The sequence below is a fragment of the Marinimicrobium alkaliphilum genome (assembly GCF_003259155.1).
In the GTDB taxonomy this organism is placed as follows: domain Bacteria; phylum Pseudomonadota; class Gammaproteobacteria; order Pseudomonadales; family Cellvibrionaceae; genus Marinimicrobium_A; species Marinimicrobium_A alkaliphilum.
Map to the genome: position 1 here is coordinate 277,081 of NZ_QGMQ01000003.1, position 17,147 is coordinate 294,227.

Genomic DNA, 17,147 nt, shown 5'->3' on the forward strand with positions numbered 1-17,147 from the left:
AGCAGAACGAGAAAGAAGGCCCCCACAGAGGGGGCATCGAAGGAAGGAGTCGGTCAGACGCGGGCTTAATTCCTGCGCCCGGTTCCAGCCCGGTCATCGGCCGGCATGGGGTACCGACCGAAGACCTGTTCAGCATACCCAAGTGCCCCAGGCTCGCCATCACCCATTTGAGGTAAAGTGTGGATCCAGCGCCGCACACAACTCCCGAACGAAAGCCTGAGGGGCTTCAAACAGGGGGAAGTGATGCGTGCCCGGCAGCACTTGGGTGTTGACCCGCTCAGCGCACCGCTGCTGGGCCGGTTCAGGTATATGCTCACCATTGAGGGCTAAAATCGGGCACTGCAGCTCGGCAAAGGCGCGCGTCGGCGTCCAGCGCAACAGATCTGCCCACAGCGGTAACATCTTGTCCGGATCGGCACTGGCCATGCGCTCACGCACCCAGCGTCGGGTTTCCTCGGGCAGCGCCGCAGCCGTAGTCGCGTCCACCAACTGGTGCATGGCAGCGACAAAATCAGTGTGAAACGGGGTCTCAATCGAGGCGATGGTGTCGGCGTCCATATCGCCGTAAGGTAGGCCGAAAGTATCCACCAGGACCACAGCCCCCAAGGCATCCTGACCGTGCGCCTCGGCCCACGCGCGCGCCGCTTCCAGTGCCACGGCGCCGCCCATGGAGTGGCCCACCAGATGCAGGCGTTCGATGCCCTTGCTCTCCGCCAGAGCACTCACCAGACGGCCCAGCCCGACGATGGTCCAGTCATCCCAGGCCACGCCGTGAGAACCGTCGTGCCCCGGCAAATCCGGTACCAGTACGGGCCAGCGCCCTTCAAGGGCATCGATAGTCGACAGCCAATCGCTGGCCCGGCAACTCCAGCCATGCAGAAACAGGACGACCTCGGTGGCGCCCGCCGGCGGCGCAACCGCCAAGTGCAATTGCTCGGCGCTTTGGTACAATTCTTGCGATGCAGACATTAGCAGCTCCTTATTGATTTGGCTCCGCCTCAGTCCGGCAGACAACCGACCCACTTTGATCTATAGTGACTATTATAGCGGTGGCGCCAAAAGTACAAAATTATCCTGCGAAACAACCGCCGAGCCAAACCCATGAACGATCGTCAACTGACACAAAGCTTCGAGGCCCAGCACCCCCGGCTGATAGAGTCACTGTACAACACCAGTACAGACCATCGCCAGTGGAACGCTTTTTTGCTGGAGCTGGTGCAGGCCACGGCCTCGCGCTCGGCGCGGCTATTGGTCACCAACGCCCAGGCCGATGAAGTGCTCTACAGCACCAAGGTGAACATCGACGACAGTGAGCATCAGCGCTATGTCGAACACTTCGTCAACACCTGCCCCTGGCGCACCGAGCTGGGGCAGAAACCCATCGGCAGTCTCTACTCCACCTATTACGACTTCAGTTGCGATCAACAGGCGTTTTACCAGACCGAGTTCTTTAACGACTGGGCCCGGCACCTGGATATTCATCATGGCGTCTGTGGCACCGTCTACAAGAGCGGCGCCCACAAAGTGCAAATGCTGGTGCAACGCACCCGTCAGCAGGGCCATTTTTCGCACCAAACGACCGGGCTGATCAACGGCCTGCTGCCCCATGTGCGTCAAGCCCTGCGCCTGAGCCAGCAACAGGCTGCGGTCAACCATACCCTGCACGGCGCCAGCCTGGCCGCCGAGGCCCGAGCACTGCCGTTTGTGCTGCTCGACGAACGCGGGCGAATCTGCCATCTGTCAAACCGCGCCGACCTGTTGCTGCAAGAACAGAGCCTACAGATTGTCGACGGCGAACTGGTGCTTAACGACCCTCTGTTACAACGCGACTATCAGGCGGGGATACGACAGGTACTCGCGAGCACCCAGGCTATTGCGGGCAGTGAATACGCCTTTCGTCTGCCGCGCTCCGGACGAGCACCGCTCGACTGCCTGGTCACCCCCATTCATCCCGCAGCCAACGCACTCAACCTCTGGCCCAGCCCTGGCTACGCCGCACTCTACATCTACGACCGGGAACAGCACCTGACAATCAACCCGGCCATTTTGAGCCAGATTTTCGACCTCACCGATAGCGAGGCACGCATCGCCGCGGATATCGCCCGCGGCATGGACCCAGGGTTTATCGCCGAGCGCGACAATCGCTCGCCCCACACGGTACGCGCCCAGCTCAAATCGGTATTCCACAAGACCCGCTGTCACCGCCAGAGCCAGCTCACCGCCCTGGTCCTTCAATCGCCCGCCGCGGTACTCCCGGGGTCTGCGCCGGAGGACTTGCGCTCAGGGCCGGAAACCTGAACAATTCCCTCTGGGCGCTCAGGCGCCACCCGGACCCGCCGTGGTATCCTTGCAGCAACAAAAGGGGGCAGAGGCACCAGGAATGACTAGCGTTTACATCCTGCAGAACCAGGACCAACAGTTTCTCAGCAAGCAACGCGAATGGCTCGATGGCCGCGACGCGGGTTTGCTCTACAAGACGCCGCACAAAGACGAGGCCATCAATCTGATGGTTGAAGTCAGCGCCAAAGACTACACCCAACGCATCCGCCTACTGGCCTGTCGTACCAACGACAAAGGCCTACCCATTATCGAACCTGAAACCCTGACGGACTACTGCTAAGCTGTCAGGGCTGCCTTTGGGCCCTCTGAGGATCCTATTTTGTCCCGTTTTGAAGAGCATTTAACGCGCCTGTCGCACGTATCCGCTGAGGCCGGCTTGCAGGATATCTTGCGTGGCCTGGAGAAAGAGAGCCTGCGCGTCGACCCCAAGGGCACCCTGGCGCGCACCGGCCACCCCCGGGCATTGGGCTCGGCCCTGACCCATCCGCACATCACCACTGACTACAGTGAAGCGCTACTCGAGTTCATCACTGAACCGCACCGGGACATCGATGCACTGCTGGCACAACTGGAAGGCATTCACCGCTACACCTACAGTGTGCTTGAACAGAACGACGAAGTGCTTTGGCCCGCCAGCATGCCCTGCTCACTGGGCCCCCACAGCGATATTCCCGTGGCCCGTTATGGCAGCTCGCACAGCGGCACCATGAAGACCGTGTACCGACTTGGGCTCGGACACCGCTACGGGCGGGCCATGCAAACCATCGCCGGCGTACACTACAACTTCTCCCTGCCCGACACGTTTTGGCGCCAACTGCAGCAGCTGGAAGGGGACAGCCAACCCCTGCAGAGCTTTAAAACCGCGCGCTACTTTGACCTTATTCGCAATTTCCGGCGCTACTCCTGGCTGTTGATTTACCTGTTCGGTGCCGCCCCCGGGGTATGCCGCTCCTTTGTGCGCGACCGGGCTCACCAGCTGGAGCCTTTCCGGGGCGACGAGCACAGTCTCTACAGCCCCTTTGCCACGTCGTTGCGCATGGGCGACCTGGGTTATCAAAGCGATGCCCAGCAAGCGCTACAAATCAGCTACAACGATCTGCCCAGTTACATGCAGACCCTGTGTCAGGCCATTACCCGACCGCACCCGGCGTACCAGGCTATCGGGCTCATAGATGCAAAAGGTGACTATCAACAGCTCAATACCGGCCTGCTCCAGATCGAGAACGAGTTTTACAGCAGCATCCGCCCCAAGCGCACCACCCGCCGGGGAGAGACGGCCCTCAGCGCCCTGCGTGATCGCGGGGTGGAATACATAGAGGTGCGCTGCCTCGATCTCAACCCGTTTGACCCATTGGGTATCAGCGCCAGCCAGATCCGCTTTATCGACGCCTTCCTGATCTACTGTCTGCTGGAGGAAAGCCCACTCAACAATGGCGAGGAGCATGCCGAACTGCGCGAGAACCAGCACCGCATTGTCTACCGGGGCCGCGATCCGCGCGTCAGCCTGCTGCGCAGTGGGCAAGAGGTGGGGCTGCGCGACTGGGCCGAATCCCTGACCGACCGTATCGCCCGCTGCGCTACGCTACTCGATGACGCTAACGGCGGCGATCAGTTCTGTCACAGTATCAGCGAAATACGCCCGCGCATCAGTCACCCCGAATGGACCCCGGCGGCGCGCCTGCTGGCGGAAATGGACACCCACGAGATGAGTTTCCTGCAGTACACCCTGGCCTTGGCGCGACGCCACACGCACCACTTCAAGGTTCCACTGGCGGAGAAACAGCAAGCGGCTTTCGCCGCCTTGGCTGAGACCTCATTGGCAGAGCAGGCGGCACTGGAGCGCGCCGACGAGGGAACATTTGAGGATTATCTGGCGCGCTATTACAACCAGTACCACGACTGCCAATGTAGCGGCCGTGACACCGAAGCCGTCAGTTCTGCACCGTAAAGGTGTTGAACAACAGGTCGTTGGCCTGTATCTCCTCGCCCTCTTCCCGGGCGAGCAGGGCATTGACCTCATCCAGTGCTTGCTGGCGCAGGCGCTGGCGGCCTGCCTGCGTGTTGACGTCTTCTTCGCTCAGGCGGCTCAGCAACAAAATCAGACTGTTGCGAATCAGCGGCTGGTGGTGGCGAATGGTATCCGCCACAGCACTGGTGGGCGCACGCAGGGCAATTTCCGTCTGCAGATACTTTAGCCGCCCCTCACCGCCATAGTTGACTGTGAACGGCGGCGACAGCGGAATGTAGTTGGCTCCCGACGGCAAGGGTTCGTCCGCCCAGACGGCACTCAACCACACCAACAAGAACGCTCCCGCGAGCCCCTTCAGGGTGACTCTGTTCATCGCTTACCTCTTCCGCATGCGGCGGATTCAAGACCTTCGTTAAGCCACTATTCAACTGCGCGACACCGGTCAGGTCAAGCACTGTGATCCAATGCTGGCCATGGGACCAGTTTTTTGCGTACTATTGACCCCACGAAGTTTGTGAGGCTTTTTATGTTGTTGCCCAGTACCCGCCAGATTTACCTGCTGATTGTCGCCGGTTGCGCTGCCATTCTCGCCGTCGCGCTGTATGCCGAGCACGTGCTGGGCATGGAGCCCTGCCCGCTGTGCATGATTCAACGACTATTTTTTATGGCCACCGGGTTGGTCGCCCTGATCGCACTGATACACAACCCCGGACGCCCGGGACGCTGGCTCTACGCCGGGCTCGGCATCGGCGCCGCCACCTTGGGCATACTCACCGCCGGGCGCCAGCTGTGGCTCCAACGCCAGCCTGAGGGCCAAGGCCTGACCTGTGGCCCCAATATCGACTACATCTTTTCAACCCGTGACTTCGTCGACGCCATCGGCCACGTCATGGGCGGCCACGGCGACTGCACGCAGGTGTCGACCCTGTTGGGGGTCAGCATCCCCCTTTGGTCGCTGCTGGCCTTTGTAGGCTTCATTGCACTTTACCTGTGGCAGTGCGTGCGCCGCCACCCTTAACACCGATACACGCTTAAACCGGGATTTTTTATGCTAGATAACTGCAAAACCGCCCAGGAACGCTGGGGTGGCGTCACCACCATTATCGACCGCTGGCTGGAAGAACGTCAGGAACTGCTGGTGCGCTTTTACCGCGTCAGTACCGGCGCTGTGGACGAAGACATTCGCGGCGAGAAGCTGCGCCGTCTGTGTGAAATTCTGGTGGATTATGTCTCTGCTGGTCATTTCGAAATCTACGACCAACTCATTAAAGAGGGGCGGGAGTTTTCCGACACTGACGGCCTGAAGGAAGGTTCGCGCTTATTTGCAATTATTGATCAAACCACTGAAAAGGTGCTCGACTTTAACGACAAGTACCAGGAAACCGATGATCTGACCAGTCTGGATCACGACCTGTCGCAGCTGGGCGTTACGCTCGAAACCCGCTTTGAAGCTGAAGACGGCATGATCGCCGTGCTCCACACCGCGCACAAAGACCTGGTCAGCCAGTAAGTCCAGACCCGGCGCCTACGCCCAGCGAACGCGCTGGGCGCATTTTCCTGCTAAGCTCCTGAGAACACCGAACAATTACACGGGTTTTCGTCTATGCCTGCTCGCCCCCTGTCTGTTTTTCGCCCCCTTGTCATCGCCTTCCTGCTGATCCTGCTGGTCAGTGCCTGTGGGCGTGCCGAGCGCCCTATCAGCAGCCTGGAGGTGACCGTACGAGCAGCGCCAGTGGTCGCCCTGGACCGTCAGGGTGACTGGGCCGTGGTGGCATCCAACCAACACGGCGGCAGCCTCTGGCGGCTCACTGACGGCGAGCGCCTGTACGACTGGAACCACCGCGCGGGCGAGCACACGCTCATCACTGATGCGGCGTTCTCGCCCGAAGGGGACTGGGCCGCCACCAGTGACGGTCGCACCCTGGTACTCTGGGACCGGCGCACCGGCGGTGCGGTGCAATACTGGAGCATCCCCTCGCTGGTGCTCGATATGGCATTGGGCCCGGACGGTGAGCGGGCATTGCTCGCGCTCGCCGATAACCGCGCCGTGCTCTATGACATCAAGCAGGGTGGCATCCTGCGCAGCTTTCAGCACGCGGGGCGGGTCAACAGTGTCGCTCTGAGTGCCGACGGCACCCGTGCTTTGACCGGTGCCGATGATGGCACGTCGGTACTCTGGGATACCCGTTCGGGGGAGGCACTGCAACGGCGCAACCACCCGGAAGACGTGCAACTGGTAGCCTTGAGTGACGACGGCCAGTACCTGCTGTCGGCCGCAAAATACGATGAAGTGGTGATCTGGACCGCCGACGGCGAGACCCACTGGCAGTTGCCCTTTCCCAGTGAATGGTTGCGTCGTGGCTTTCAACTGTCGAGCGCGCGCTTCAGCCCCGACGGTACCCGCCTACTCACCGGCCGTCCCGATGGCCGGGTGCAGTTGTGGGATATGACCGGGCGGACACACCTGCGGGACTGGCGCCTGCCGAGACGCAACGCCTGGGAACCCATCGCGCCCTCGGTGCGAGCGGTCGGCTTCTACGACGGCGGCATGCTCGCTGCCAGCTCCGCCGGCTTTATCCACCAACTCGAATAAATGGGGCCACACTCAAAGGGGTCAGAAACTCAAAGGGGTCAGAGTCGATTGTTCAATCGACTCTGACCCCTTTGAGTTTTTTGAGCTTTAGCAGAACTTATTCCGCGTCCACTTCCAGCAGCTCGACCTCAAAGATCAACGCTGCGTTGGGCGGAATCGGACCCGCGCCGCCAGGGCCGTAGGCCAGATCTGAGGGAATGTAAATTTCCCACTTGTCACCTTCGGACATCAGCTGCAGCGCTTCAGTCCAACCGGCAATTACGCCACCGACATCGAAGGTGGCGGGCTGATTGCGCGAGTAGGAGCTGTCGAACTCGGTACCGTCCAGCAAGCGGCCGCGGTAGTGCACGGTAACCACGCTGTCAGCACTCGGGCTTGCGCCATCACCTTCTTCAACCACCTTGTACTGCAGACCAGAATCGGTTGTGACGACTCCTTCAACGGTCGCGTTCTCGCTAAAGAAGGCGGCGGATTCCGCTTGATTCTGCTCGGCCAGGCGCGCGCTTTCCTGTTCCTGGCGCGCCATCTGCTGCTCCTGGAACTGCTGCATGATCTGCATGCTTTCCTCTTCGCTCAGACGCGGCTCGACATCGTCACGCGCATCCTGCATACCTTGTAAAAACGCGGCCGTGTGAATTTCCACTTGGCTTTGCTGCATGTTGCCAGCCACATTCAGGCCATAGAGGTAATTCACTTTTTCTTCCAGGGTTTCCAGTTCGACGCTTTCAGGGGCGGCTTCCTGCTCGCCGCAGCCGGCAAGCACCAGCGCGGAGGCGGCTAAACCCATAGCCATCAGACGTTTGTTGATCATAGTGCACCTTCTGTTATCTGTGTGTTGAGGCGTGCACAACGGTGCTGCACGCCCGATCCTGGGCCCCATCCGGCGACGAGGCAAAATCATATAAGCGCCTAATGGTATACCAAGAAGTTGCCAGTGTGGGCGCAAGAGCGCATTTTTTTACCCAAATGCTCCCAAAAACCCGACTATTTCACGCTTTTGTGGCTACTGAAGCCATACACTTTTTCCGAGTCTGGTACTACAATGAACCCTAAGTCCCGGGTAAGTGCGGGCGCACCTACCCTACGCTCAAGCCTGTCATAACCGCAACCGGAAGGATTAACATCATGGCCGCTCGTAAAAGCAAACCGACTGTTGATGCGCTCGAACAAGAGATCGCCAAAGTCAGTGCCCAACTGGATAAAGCCCGCGCGCTGAAAGTCAGCGATGCGGAGAAGTCGCTCGCCGGCGCTCAAAAATCCCTGGCAGCGGCCAACAAAAAACTCGCCGCGGCGCGCGACCGCAAAGCCAAGGCTCGCGCGGCCAAGGCCAACACGGCAGCGGCCAAGTTGCGTTTGGAGAAAGCCGTAAGTGCACTGGCCGAACAACAAAAGGCAGCTGCCGAAGCCAAAGCACAGGTGGCAGAGGCCAAGGCACACCTGGCGGCAGCCAAAGACGAGAAACGCGCAGCAGACAAACTGGCGCGTGATATCAACAAACTGAGTAAACAGCTTACCCGCAAAACCAAACCGGCACGTAAACCTAAGACCGCACGCAAAGCCAAATCAGCCGCGACCGCTGGCACCCCCGCCAAGAAAACGGCGGCTAAAAAAGCCGCTACAAAAAAGGTCAGCGCGAAAAAATCTGCCACTAAAAAGCCGGCTGCGCGTAAAGCCTCGGCAAGCGCACCGAAGGCCGGAGCACCCAAAAAAGCCCGCGCAAAAAAGCCGGCTTCGGCAAGTAAACCCAAGGCGGCAAGCCCGAAACCGGCGTCCCCAAAACCCGCACCGGTGAAAAAGCCGGCCGCCGCCAAACCCGCACCCGAGCCTACACCGAGTGCGCCGGTGCCTCCCGCAGCGCCCAAACCGACACCGGTAACCGCCGAGCCCAGAGAGGAGCCGCACCTGGAAGGCTTAAGCACGCCCCACGAAGGCCCCGGGCACGCCCACACCAGCTTGATTGAGCCACGTGAAGAGCGGCTCCCCAAGCCCACGCCCGTGGATACGCCCTCACGCTCAGGCAGCCTGTTCGACATCAAGAAAGACGACTAAACCTGACGCGCCGATTGCTACCGCCAGTGCAGCAATCGGCGCAGACTCTCCTCGCACTCCACCTCTGGCATCCCGCACGCCATTAAATAGTCGCGCAACCCCGCTCGCCAATAATCGCTGCCACTGTCCTGGCGCGCCGCCGGCTCCACCAGGGTTTGCAGCTCCTGCAGAAGCAGGCGCTCGGCTTCCAGCTCCAGCGCTTTCACTTGGCTTCGGAAAGGCTCAAGCGCGTGCCCGGGAAAGTCCTCCGGCGATACCTTCAGCCACCGACGCACACCACGCAGCGGCCCCACCACCTGTTCCTGCCATCGCGCGCACAGCTGCTCGGCCTCTGTTCTGGCGTGCGCGTCCTGTGGCTGGCCGCGCCAATCCAGCCACGCCAACCACAGCACCTGCAGCACATCAACACTGTAGGTATCCTGCACGCGGATGCACAAGGACGAAATGCCGGGGCGGGCATAGAGCCAAAGAGCGAATTCCCAGAGCGTTGATTCAGAAGCCGGTCGGGTCATAACACGTTTCCTCAGGAGAACTGCAACCCGCGATGGGCGGCGGCGGACGATTCGGATAGAATGCACGCCATGATTCAATTACAGCATATCAGTTTACAGCGCGGCGCCAAGTTTCTGCTCAATGAGACCGATCTGAATATCTTTCCCGGTCAGAAACTCGGCATCATCGGCCCCAATGGCTCGGGCAAGTCGAGCCTGTTCAAGCTTCTGTTGGGCGAGCTGGCAAGCGACACCGGCACCTGCGAACTGCCCCGGCACTGGCGCATAGCGCACATGGCCCAGGAGCTCAAACACATCCAGCGCACGGCACTGGAATCGGTGCTCGACGGCGATACCGAGCTGCGCCGCCTGGAGGCTGAGCTGGCCGCGGCCCAGGCCCGGGATGAGGGCGAGCAGGTGGCGAAAATTTTTGCCGAGCTTGAGCGCATTCAGGCTTATTCGGCGCCGGCACGCGCCCAGCAGTTGCTCAAGGGTCTCGGCTTTGCGCCGGGGGACGATGAACGCCCGGTAAGCGATTTTTCGGGCGGTTGGCGCATTCGGCTCAACCTCGCCAAAGCGCTGATGTGTCCCTCGGATTTACTCCTGCTCGATGAGCCCACCAACCACCTGGATCTCGATGCCACTTACTGGCTGGAGCAGTGGCTCAAGCGCTACAGCGGTACCCTGCTGGTCATCTCACATGACCGGGACTTTCTCGACAACCTGGTCGAAGGGATTGTCAGTCTGGAGGGTGGCAAGCTGATCAGCTACTCGGGCAACTATTCCGGTTACGAGCGCCAGCGAGCTGAACGCCTGGCGCAACAACAGGCCTCCTTTGAGAAGCAACAGGCGCGCAAAGCCGAAATTGAGGATTTTGTCCGCCGCTTCCGTGCTAAAGCCACCAAGGCGCGCCAAGCGCAAAGCCGTCTGAAAGAGCTCGAACGCATGGAGGAGATTGCGCCGGCGCACGTCGACTCCCCTTTTACCTTCCGCTTTCCTTGCTCGGATAAACTCTCGAGTCCGCTCGCCAACCTGTCCCAAGCCAGTTTGGGTTACCCCGATGCGCCCGTGCTATCAGAGGTCAACCTGAGCATCGTGCCGGACACCCGCATCGGCCTGCTCGGCCCCAACGGCGCAGGTAAATCGACGCTCATCAAAACCCTCGCGGGCACCCTTGAACTGCTCGCGGGCGAGCGCCACTACGGCGAACATTTTTCCCTCGGCTACTTCGCCCAGCACCAGCTCGAAGCACTGGATCTGAAGGCCTCTGCGGCACTCCATATTCAACGCCTGACGCCTTCCGCCCGCGAGCAGGAAATCCGCAATTTTCTCGGCAGTTTTGGCTTTCAGGGGGACCGGGCATTTGAACCGATCACCCATTTTTCCGGCGGCGAAAAAGCGCGCCTGGCACTGGCGATCATCGCCTGGCAAAAGCCCAATGTGCTATTGCTGGATGAGCCCACCAACCATCTGGACCTTGAAGTGCGCCACGCCCTGACCCTGGCCCTGCAGGAGTTCGAAGGCGCAGTCATTGTCGTGAGCCACGACCGGCATTTGCTGCGTAACACCGTGGATGAATTTGTTCTGGTGGCCAAAGGCCGGGTAGAACCCTTTGACGGCACCCTGGACGATTATCACCGCTGGCTGCTGGCGGAGAAACAGCAGACGGGACAGAGCACCCCGGGGCAGCGCGAAGCGCCCATCGTGGACAAAAAAGCCCAGCGCCAACAGGCTGCTGCTCAACGGGAAAAACTGAAACCGCTCACCAACCGCCTGAAAACGCTGGAGCGGGATATGGAAAAGTGCCAGAAACAACTCGCGCAGCTGGAAAGCGAACTGGCCGATCCAGACATCTACGACAGCAGCGAAGCCGAGCGCCTGAAACAGCTTTTGCTGCGCCAGGGTGAGACACAACAAGCACTCGACGCGTTAGAGGAAGAGTGGCTGGAGGTGAGTGAAACCCTTGAAGCCACCCAGGCGGGGGATGCCTGAGCAGACTGACCCTCAACAACCTCTGCTCAATCCTCTTCAAAGGCCTCCACCAGAGAGCGGAATTCCCGCAACCGGGCCTTGATGGTTTTCACATCGCCGGCAGTGTCCTTGGCCAATGTGTGGGTCGAGCGGGTGGCGTGATCGACGCTGCGCACGCTCTGCATGATTTCCTCAACCGCACTGGTGTGCTCCTCGGCGGCTACCGCAATTTGAGTCATGCGCCCATTGATTTCTGATACCGACGATTTCACTTTTTCGACTTCGTCCTCAGACTGCTGGCTCAAGCGTCCGCAATCTTCTGCCAGGGTCTTCTGGCGCTCCATCTGCGACTGCCAACGTCCCATCACTTCACTCATCCGGGTCATGGTGCTCTCGATTTCGTCTACCGCTTTTTGCGTGCGTTGAGACAATGCCCGCACCTCATCGGCGACCACTGAAAAACCGCGACCATGCTCCCCCGCCCGCGCCGCCTCAATGGCGGCGTTGAGCGCAAGCAGGTTGGTTTGTTCCGCGATGGCATCAATCTGCTGGCTGACCTGCTTGACCGACTCGGCACTGCTCACCAGCTCGTGAGTGGTTTCTGCACTGGTGGCCACTTCGCGCACCAGGGTTTTCATCTTGCGACTGCTATCGGCAATAAAACTCACAACCTGTGTGACCTGCCGGTCGACATCGTCACAGGCCTGGGAGGAGTCGGTCGCATTGCGCGCAATTTCCGCCACGGTTTGGGTCATCTGCTCGGTCGCTGTGGCAATCTGCTCAACATTACTGACCGTCTGCTCGGTGGTGGCGATGGTCTGGTCGGCATTGGCTTCGGTCGAGGTGACCGCATCGGACAACGCCGCGGTGCCGTCAGCCATACGCGCGGTCAGGGCCATGACCGAGCTGTCGCGCAGGGCCAGCTCGTACATGGCACGCCCGAGCACCGAGTTGTCGGCAAATACGGCCTGCTGAATACTGGCCGTGCTGCCATCGGCAGAGTCAAGTTGCTCCCGGTAGCGGCCGGCAGGGCGACTCAACCAAAGCAGAGCAACCGCCGCCAGGGTAATGGGAATCGCCGCCGCGACCGAGCTGGTGAGCAGACTGACCACCCCAATGACGGCGATGACACCCATCTGCAACAGCAGCGGCCAGTTCATGCGCCGCAGGCCCAGACGGCGATACAGCCCCTGGGCGCGCTCGCTGTGCTGGGCCTCGGCTTTATACATCAACCACTGACTGCCATTCACCTGTCCCCGGCGAAATACCGGACGCACAATGACGTCGAACCACTGGATACCATCGCGCGCCGTTCTGAAAGGCAGAATACCCCGCCAGGGCATCTCCCGCGCCATCGACTGATTGATCTCTTCGAGTACCGCGCCCGGCAGAGCGTCGAGCAAAGTCGTCAGGGGTATGCCTTTGAGCGCATCCGCCGCTTGCCCCTGCAAGCCGCAAAAATTGGGTAGGCTCTGGTTGACGCAGGCGCTGGTGTCCAGGCTGAAGATAAACAGCGTGTCGCGGTTCCAGTGGAAGGGTTGCCCGGCGGCATAGGCGTTGCGGGTAGGCGACGATGATTGCCCATCGGTGGTGACGGTGGTCGACATAACGGTTTCCCCATGGGATCGTTCAGGTGGTATCTTCGCATGCACCGGTTCCGTGGATGCTAGACCCTATGGCGCATTATTCTACATGCAAAACGGGAACTTGGGACCCGCAGGTGCTGCCGTTCGTCGGATTCCAGGAAAACTTGCCGCACCAGAGATGTCATCGGCAGCAATCGTAGTTTCTCAAGTCTTATCAGCTTTCAAAAGTCTGACGATGCCTCTTAGATGGCGCCTTCATAGTCTTCGGCCCGCAATACCGCCAGGAATTCTTCGCCAAAACGTGCCAGCTTGCTGTCGCCCACTCCGGTCACCTCCAACAACTGGGCCTCGGTGACCGGCCGCCGCGCAACCATTTCACGTAGCGTCGCATCGTGAAAAATGACGTAGGGCGGCACCCCCTGGGTTTCCGCCAAACGCTTGCGGCACGCGCGCAAAGCGTTCCAGAGAGGCAAATCGACAGGATCGATATCCCGCGCCGGGCTGCGCCGGGGCGCTTCGGGAGCGGCAAGTTTGGCATCCTTACGCAGGTGCACGGCAGTTTCTCCGCGCAACAGGGCGCGGCAACTGGGATTAAGACGCAGGCTGCCATAGCCTTCAGGATCCACATCCAGATAGCCGCGCGCCATCAGTTGACGAAACACCGAGCGCCACTCGCCGGCGCTCAGATTTTTGCCGATGCCGTAGGTGGACACCTTGTGGTGATTGAATTGCAACACCTTTTCCGCTTCGCTGCCGCGCAACACGTCGATCACATGGTTGGCACCAAAGCGCTGGCCCGTGCGGTAGACACAGGACAGAGCCATCTGCACCGCCTCGGTAGCGTCCCAGGTCTCGGCCGGGTGAAGGCAGGCATCGCAGTTACCGCAGGGCTCGGCCAGGTTGTCACCAAAGTAGCGCAACAGCGTCTGCCGTCGGCAACTGGTGATTTCGCACAGGCCGAGCATGGCGTTGAGCCTCTGCTGCTCCTGGCGCTTGTGCTCCTCACTGCCCTCGGACTGGCCGAGCATCTGGCGCAGTTTGACCACATCTTCCAGACCGTAGAGCAATAGCGCGGTGGCGGGCTCACCGTCCCGCCCGGCGCGGCCGGTTTCCTGGTAATAGGCTTCAATGCTTTTGGGCAAATCCAGGTGCGCAACAAAGCGCACGTCGGGTTTGTCAATTCCCATGCCGAACGCGATGGTAGCCACCATGACGATACCCTCGTCGCGCAGAAACCGGCTCTGGTTATGCTGGCGTAGCTGGGGGCTGAGCCCGGCGTGATAAGGCAATGCATTGAAGCCCTGCTCACACAGCCAGGCGGCGGTGTCTTCGACTTTCCGTCGGGACAGGCAGTAGACGATGCCGGCATTGGCTGAATGCTCTTCGCGCAAAAACTGCAACAACTGCCGGCGCGGATTATTCTTTTGAGTGATGCGGTACTGAATGTTGGGGCGATCAAAACCGGCGATAAACTGCTCTGCCTGTTCAAGTGCCAGACGCTCGATAATTTCCTGACGGGTACGCACATCCGCAGTGGCTGTCAGAGCGATGCGCGGGACTTGGGGAAAGGCCTGGTGGAGCACATTCAGACGCAGGTAGTCGGCACGAAAGTCGTGCCCCCACTGGGCCACACAGTGGGCTTCGTCAATGGCAAACAGGGCAATGTCGCACTGGTGCAGGAGCTCCAGCGTGCGGTCCTGAATCAGGCGCTCCGGCGCGACGTAGAGCAGATCCAGCTCACCGGCCCAGAGCGCGCGCTCGGTGTCGCGCACCGCCTCGGGCGATAAGCTGGAGTTGAGAAACCCGGCGCGCACCCCAAGGGCGCGCAGCGCGTCCACCTGGTCCTGCATCAGGGCAATCAGGGGGGAGACCACGACGCCCACGCCCGGGCGGGCAAGCGCTGGAATCTGGTAACAGAGGGATTTGCCCCCACCGGTGGGCATCAGTACCAGAGCGTCTTTACCGGTTACCAGCGCATCGATGATGGCCGCTTGCGGGCCGCGAAACTCGCGGTAACCGAAAGTGTGTTCAAGAATATGCAGAGGCGATTGAGTCATGGGCGCTATTGTAGCCCACTGAGGATTGGAAAAGGGTGCCAAAAACAGAGAGCGGCTTTCTGGCAGGGTACGCAACTCGCCGTGCGCACCTGCCAGACCACGCGTTACAGCGACTCGCGCCAGGGACGCTCGTTCTGATAGTTCTGTAGGCGCACTTGCTGAGTGTCCGTATGAATACCCAAACTCTTGGCATCCTCTAAAGCGCGCTCTTGCCAACGCACGGCGCTGCGAAAATCGCCGGTATCAGCGGCCAGCGCCGCGCGCGCCTGATAGTAGCTCTGTTTATCGTGATAGCGGCGCTCAATGCGGTCGAGCAACTCCTCGGCCAGCTCGGCGTTGCGGAAACTCTCGTCCGGATGAGTGGCGAGCATCCAGGCATACTGGATTTGTGCCGCAGGCAGGGAGCGCGCCGCCCGCCTGAGTAAAAACTGGCCCAACGCGACATTCTGCTCTAAACGCACACCGGTCAGGTACTCCATGCCCAGCGTGTACTCGGCATCGGTGAGGTTCTGTTCTGCCGCTCGCCACAGCCACAGTTGGCCGTGCTCAATATCACCAAAGTTGAGCATATGTGACCCGAGCATATACGCGGCTGCACCGTGGCCCATGCTGGCGCTGCGCCAGAACCAGTCATAGGGATCATCAAAATCGACCCCCCGCAATTCGCCCTGGGTCCAGCCAGAAATCATGCTCAGAAGGTAGGCATACGAAAACTTCTCGCCAGCGTCTCCGCCGCGCGCGCGGTCTCGCTCTCGGGTGATAATACGCCGCACCTCGCGGTCTGCGACACCACCGCCCTCCATGAAAAAATTGATTCGGTAAGAAGCTCCGTAGGCGGCCGTCGGGTGACTGCCATATTTGATGGGTTCATATAAATGGCCGCGCACGGCATCAATAGCCGCACGCCCAAAGCCCTCATGGGTAGCGTGTATCACATAGTGATCCCGGGTATTCCCGTCCTCATCGATGGTGAAGCGGACATCCGCCCACCCCTCCGCACCAATGCGGGCCAAGCGTCTGGGGAACTCGATTGCAGCATGCCGTATAGGGCGGTTAAAGTTGGTATAACCGGTCAGACGCTCTGGATTCGGGCGCAAGCGTTCAACAATGGCTGCCTCGCTGTAACGGGCTTGAATAGCGTCGGCGACAACCTGCGCTTCGGCCTGCGTTTCCTCGGGAAAACTGTCAAAAATGCGCTCATGAACCGGACTGACTTCTTGCGTATCACCCTCGGCATAGGCCAGTGAAAGCCAGGCATAGGCCTGAAGCCAATCCTGCTCCACGTGCTGCCCCTGCAAATACATTACCCCCAAGTTGTAACGCGCCTCCTTATGACCGTGTGATGCAGCGCGTCGAAACTCCCGGTAGGCGCCGGCATAGTCCTCCTGGTCGTAAAGGTGCAGACCGAAATCAAAGCTGGCCTTAACAGGCATGACACCAAAACAGAGAACAAAAGCTGCCATCAGTCGCTGAATGCTCATAGCGCTCAGACCTCCTTTACGTCAACAATTTCGACTGCACCGCAATGGCTTGTGAGTTCGACAAAACGCACCCGCTCACCAAAACCGTCGTCCACGAAAACTTCGCCGTTAACCACAACCCGTAGCTCGCGTTTATTGCGCCAGCGCACCTCAATCACATTGTCTTGTCCCAACGGTAGGCCCCGATCATCATAAACGCTGCTCAGGTTGTCATCGCCATCCCGAAAGCGGGCGGAAAGTGCCCAAAAACCCACGTTCGGCATGGCCTCCGCAAGCACCGAAAGCGCATCCATACTCCGTCGACTCCGGTGGTTTTCACGCAGGCTCAGGGTCATAAGAGTTCGGCTACAATGGCTGGACTCCAAGGCGCGGAAGGTGACCTGAACGCCGCCGGAACGACCGAGGGTCTCCACGTGCCAAGCAGGATTGGACTGGGCATCAAGCACCAAGGGTAACTCAGAGGGGGTGGGATAACGGGTAAATGCGCAAGCGGTGAGTGCACCGGCCAGCAAAACGCCTAAAACACGTTGACACAGACGTGACACGGTGCCTCCTTGAATATCTTTTATTGATCTTCCTCGCTCCTGGCGGAGCCGTTGATCACATTAAA

16 protein-coding genes are annotated in these 17,147 nt (G+C 60.1%); 8 read left to right on the forward strand and 8 right to left on the reverse strand.

The genetic code is table 11. The features are described 5' to 3' along the window. Positions 1 to 159: 159 nt before the first annotated feature. Positions 160 to 969: an alpha/beta fold hydrolase gene (locus DKW72_RS06735; protein ID WP_111641567.1), complete on the reverse strand. Its 810-nt coding sequence runs from the start codon at positions 967 to 969 to the stop codon at positions 160 to 162. 132 nt (positions 970 to 1,101) lie between these two features. Here DKW72_RS06735 and DKW72_RS06740 point away from each other — a divergent pair, with 132 nt between their 5' ends. From DKW72_RS06740 to gshA, 3 genes are all read left to right on the forward strand, one after another. Next, positions 1,102 to 2,298, forward strand: a complete 1,197-nt coding sequence (locus DKW72_RS06740) for a helix-turn-helix transcriptional regulator (protein WP_111641568.1) — start codon at positions 1,102 to 1,104, stop codon at positions 2,296 to 2,298. Between the two features lie 82 nt (positions 2,299 to 2,380). Beyond that, on the forward strand, positions 2,381 to 2,620 hold the full coding sequence (locus DKW72_RS06745; RefSeq protein ID WP_111641569.1) for a hypothetical protein: 240 nt from the start codon (positions 2,381 to 2,383) through the stop codon (positions 2,618 to 2,620). Positions 2,621 to 2,659: 39 nt separating this feature from the next. Then, complete coding sequence (gshA, locus tag DKW72_RS06750; protein WP_111641570.1) at positions 2,660 to 4,288, forward strand: glutamate--cysteine ligase; 1,629 nt, start codon at positions 2,660 to 2,662, stop codon at positions 4,286 to 4,288. Here the strand turns inward: gshA and DKW72_RS06755 are convergent. Further along, the gene (locus DKW72_RS06755; RefSeq protein ID WP_111641571.1) at positions 4,272 to 4,682 is read right to left on the reverse strand and encodes a flagellar basal body-associated FliL family protein; all 411 of its coding nucleotides are present in this window, start codon (positions 4,680 to 4,682) and stop codon (positions 4,272 to 4,274) included. The genes gshA and DKW72_RS06755 overlap by 17 nt on opposite strands. 153 nt (positions 4,683 to 4,835) lie before the next feature. On the opposite strand from DKW72_RS06755, the gene DKW72_RS06760 reads away from it, so the two are divergent. From DKW72_RS06760 to DKW72_RS06770, 3 genes are all read left to right on the forward strand, one after another. After that, complete coding sequence (locus tag DKW72_RS06760) at positions 4,836 to 5,327, forward strand: disulfide bond formation protein B (protein WP_111641572.1); 492 nt, start codon at positions 4,836 to 4,838, stop codon at positions 5,325 to 5,327. A gap of 30 nt (positions 5,328 to 5,357) precedes the next feature. Beyond that, positions 5,358 to 5,819, forward strand: a complete 462-nt coding sequence (gene rsd, locus DKW72_RS06765) for a sigma D regulator (RefSeq protein ID WP_111641573.1) — start codon at positions 5,358 to 5,360, stop codon at positions 5,817 to 5,819. A gap of 93 nt (positions 5,820 to 5,912) precedes the next feature. Further along, the gene (locus DKW72_RS06770; protein WP_111641574.1) at positions 5,913 to 6,902 is read left to right on the forward strand and encodes a WD40 repeat domain-containing protein; all 990 of its coding nucleotides are present in this window, start codon (positions 5,913 to 5,915) and stop codon (positions 6,900 to 6,902) included. Positions 6,903 to 6,999: 97 nt separating this feature from the next. Here the strand turns inward: DKW72_RS06770 and DKW72_RS06775 are convergent, their stop codons facing one another. Next, the gene (locus tag DKW72_RS06775) at positions 7,000 to 7,713 is read right to left on the reverse strand and encodes an FKBP-type peptidyl-prolyl cis-trans isomerase (protein WP_111641575.1); all 714 of its coding nucleotides are present in this window, start codon (positions 7,711 to 7,713) and stop codon (positions 7,000 to 7,002) included. A 314-nt stretch (positions 7,714 to 8,027) separates the two neighbouring features. Here DKW72_RS06775 and DKW72_RS06780 point away from each other — a divergent pair, with 314 nt between their 5' ends. Next, positions 8,028 to 8,951 carry a hypothetical protein gene (locus DKW72_RS06780; RefSeq protein WP_111641576.1) on the forward strand — a complete coding sequence of 308 codons (924 nt, stop codon included), beginning with the start codon at positions 8,028 to 8,030 and terminating at the stop codon, positions 8,949 to 8,951. Between the two features lie 17 nt (positions 8,952 to 8,968). Here DKW72_RS06780 and DKW72_RS06785 read toward each other — a convergent pair whose 3' ends face one another. Further along, a complete protein-coding gene (locus DKW72_RS06785; protein WP_111641577.1) occupies positions 8,969 to 9,463 on the reverse strand; it encodes a TIGR02444 family protein in 495 nt (164 codons plus the stop codon). A 69-nt stretch (positions 9,464 to 9,532) separates the two neighbouring features. Between DKW72_RS06785 and DKW72_RS06790 the strand changes: the two genes are divergently transcribed. After that, the gene (locus tag DKW72_RS06790) at positions 9,533 to 11,434 is read left to right on the forward strand and encodes an ABC-F family ATP-binding cassette domain-containing protein (RefSeq protein WP_111641578.1); all 1,902 of its coding nucleotides are present in this window, start codon (positions 9,533 to 9,535) and stop codon (positions 11,432 to 11,434) included. Between the two features lie 26 nt (positions 11,435 to 11,460). On the opposite strand, the gene DKW72_RS06795 is transcribed toward DKW72_RS06790, so the two are convergent. The 4 genes from DKW72_RS06795 to DKW72_RS16350 all read right to left on the reverse strand — a co-directional run bounded on the left by DKW72_RS06795 (position 11,461) and on the right by DKW72_RS16350 (position 17,082). Continuing rightward, positions 11,461 to 13,020, reverse strand: coding sequence for a methyl-accepting chemotaxis protein (locus tag DKW72_RS06795; RefSeq protein WP_111641579.1), 1,560 nt, complete (start codon positions 13,018 to 13,020; stop codon positions 11,461 to 11,463). A gap of 221 nt (positions 13,021 to 13,241) precedes the next feature. Continuing rightward, positions 13,242 to 15,056, reverse strand: coding sequence for a DNA helicase RecQ (gene recQ / locus DKW72_RS06800; protein ID WP_111641580.1), 1,815 nt, complete (start codon positions 15,054 to 15,056; stop codon positions 13,242 to 13,244). Positions 15,057 to 15,160: 104 nt separating this feature from the next. Next, positions 15,161 to 16,537, reverse strand: coding sequence for an energy transducer TonB (locus tag DKW72_RS06805; protein ID WP_111641581.1), 1,377 nt, complete (start codon positions 16,535 to 16,537; stop codon positions 15,161 to 15,163). Positions 16,538 to 16,542: 5 nt separating this feature from the next. After that, positions 16,543 to 17,082 carry a hypothetical protein gene (locus DKW72_RS16350; RefSeq protein WP_157960420.1) on the reverse strand — a complete coding sequence of 180 codons (540 nt, stop codon included), beginning with the start codon at positions 17,080 to 17,082 and terminating at the stop codon, positions 16,543 to 16,545. Positions 17,083 to 17,147 lie beyond the last annotated feature (65 nt).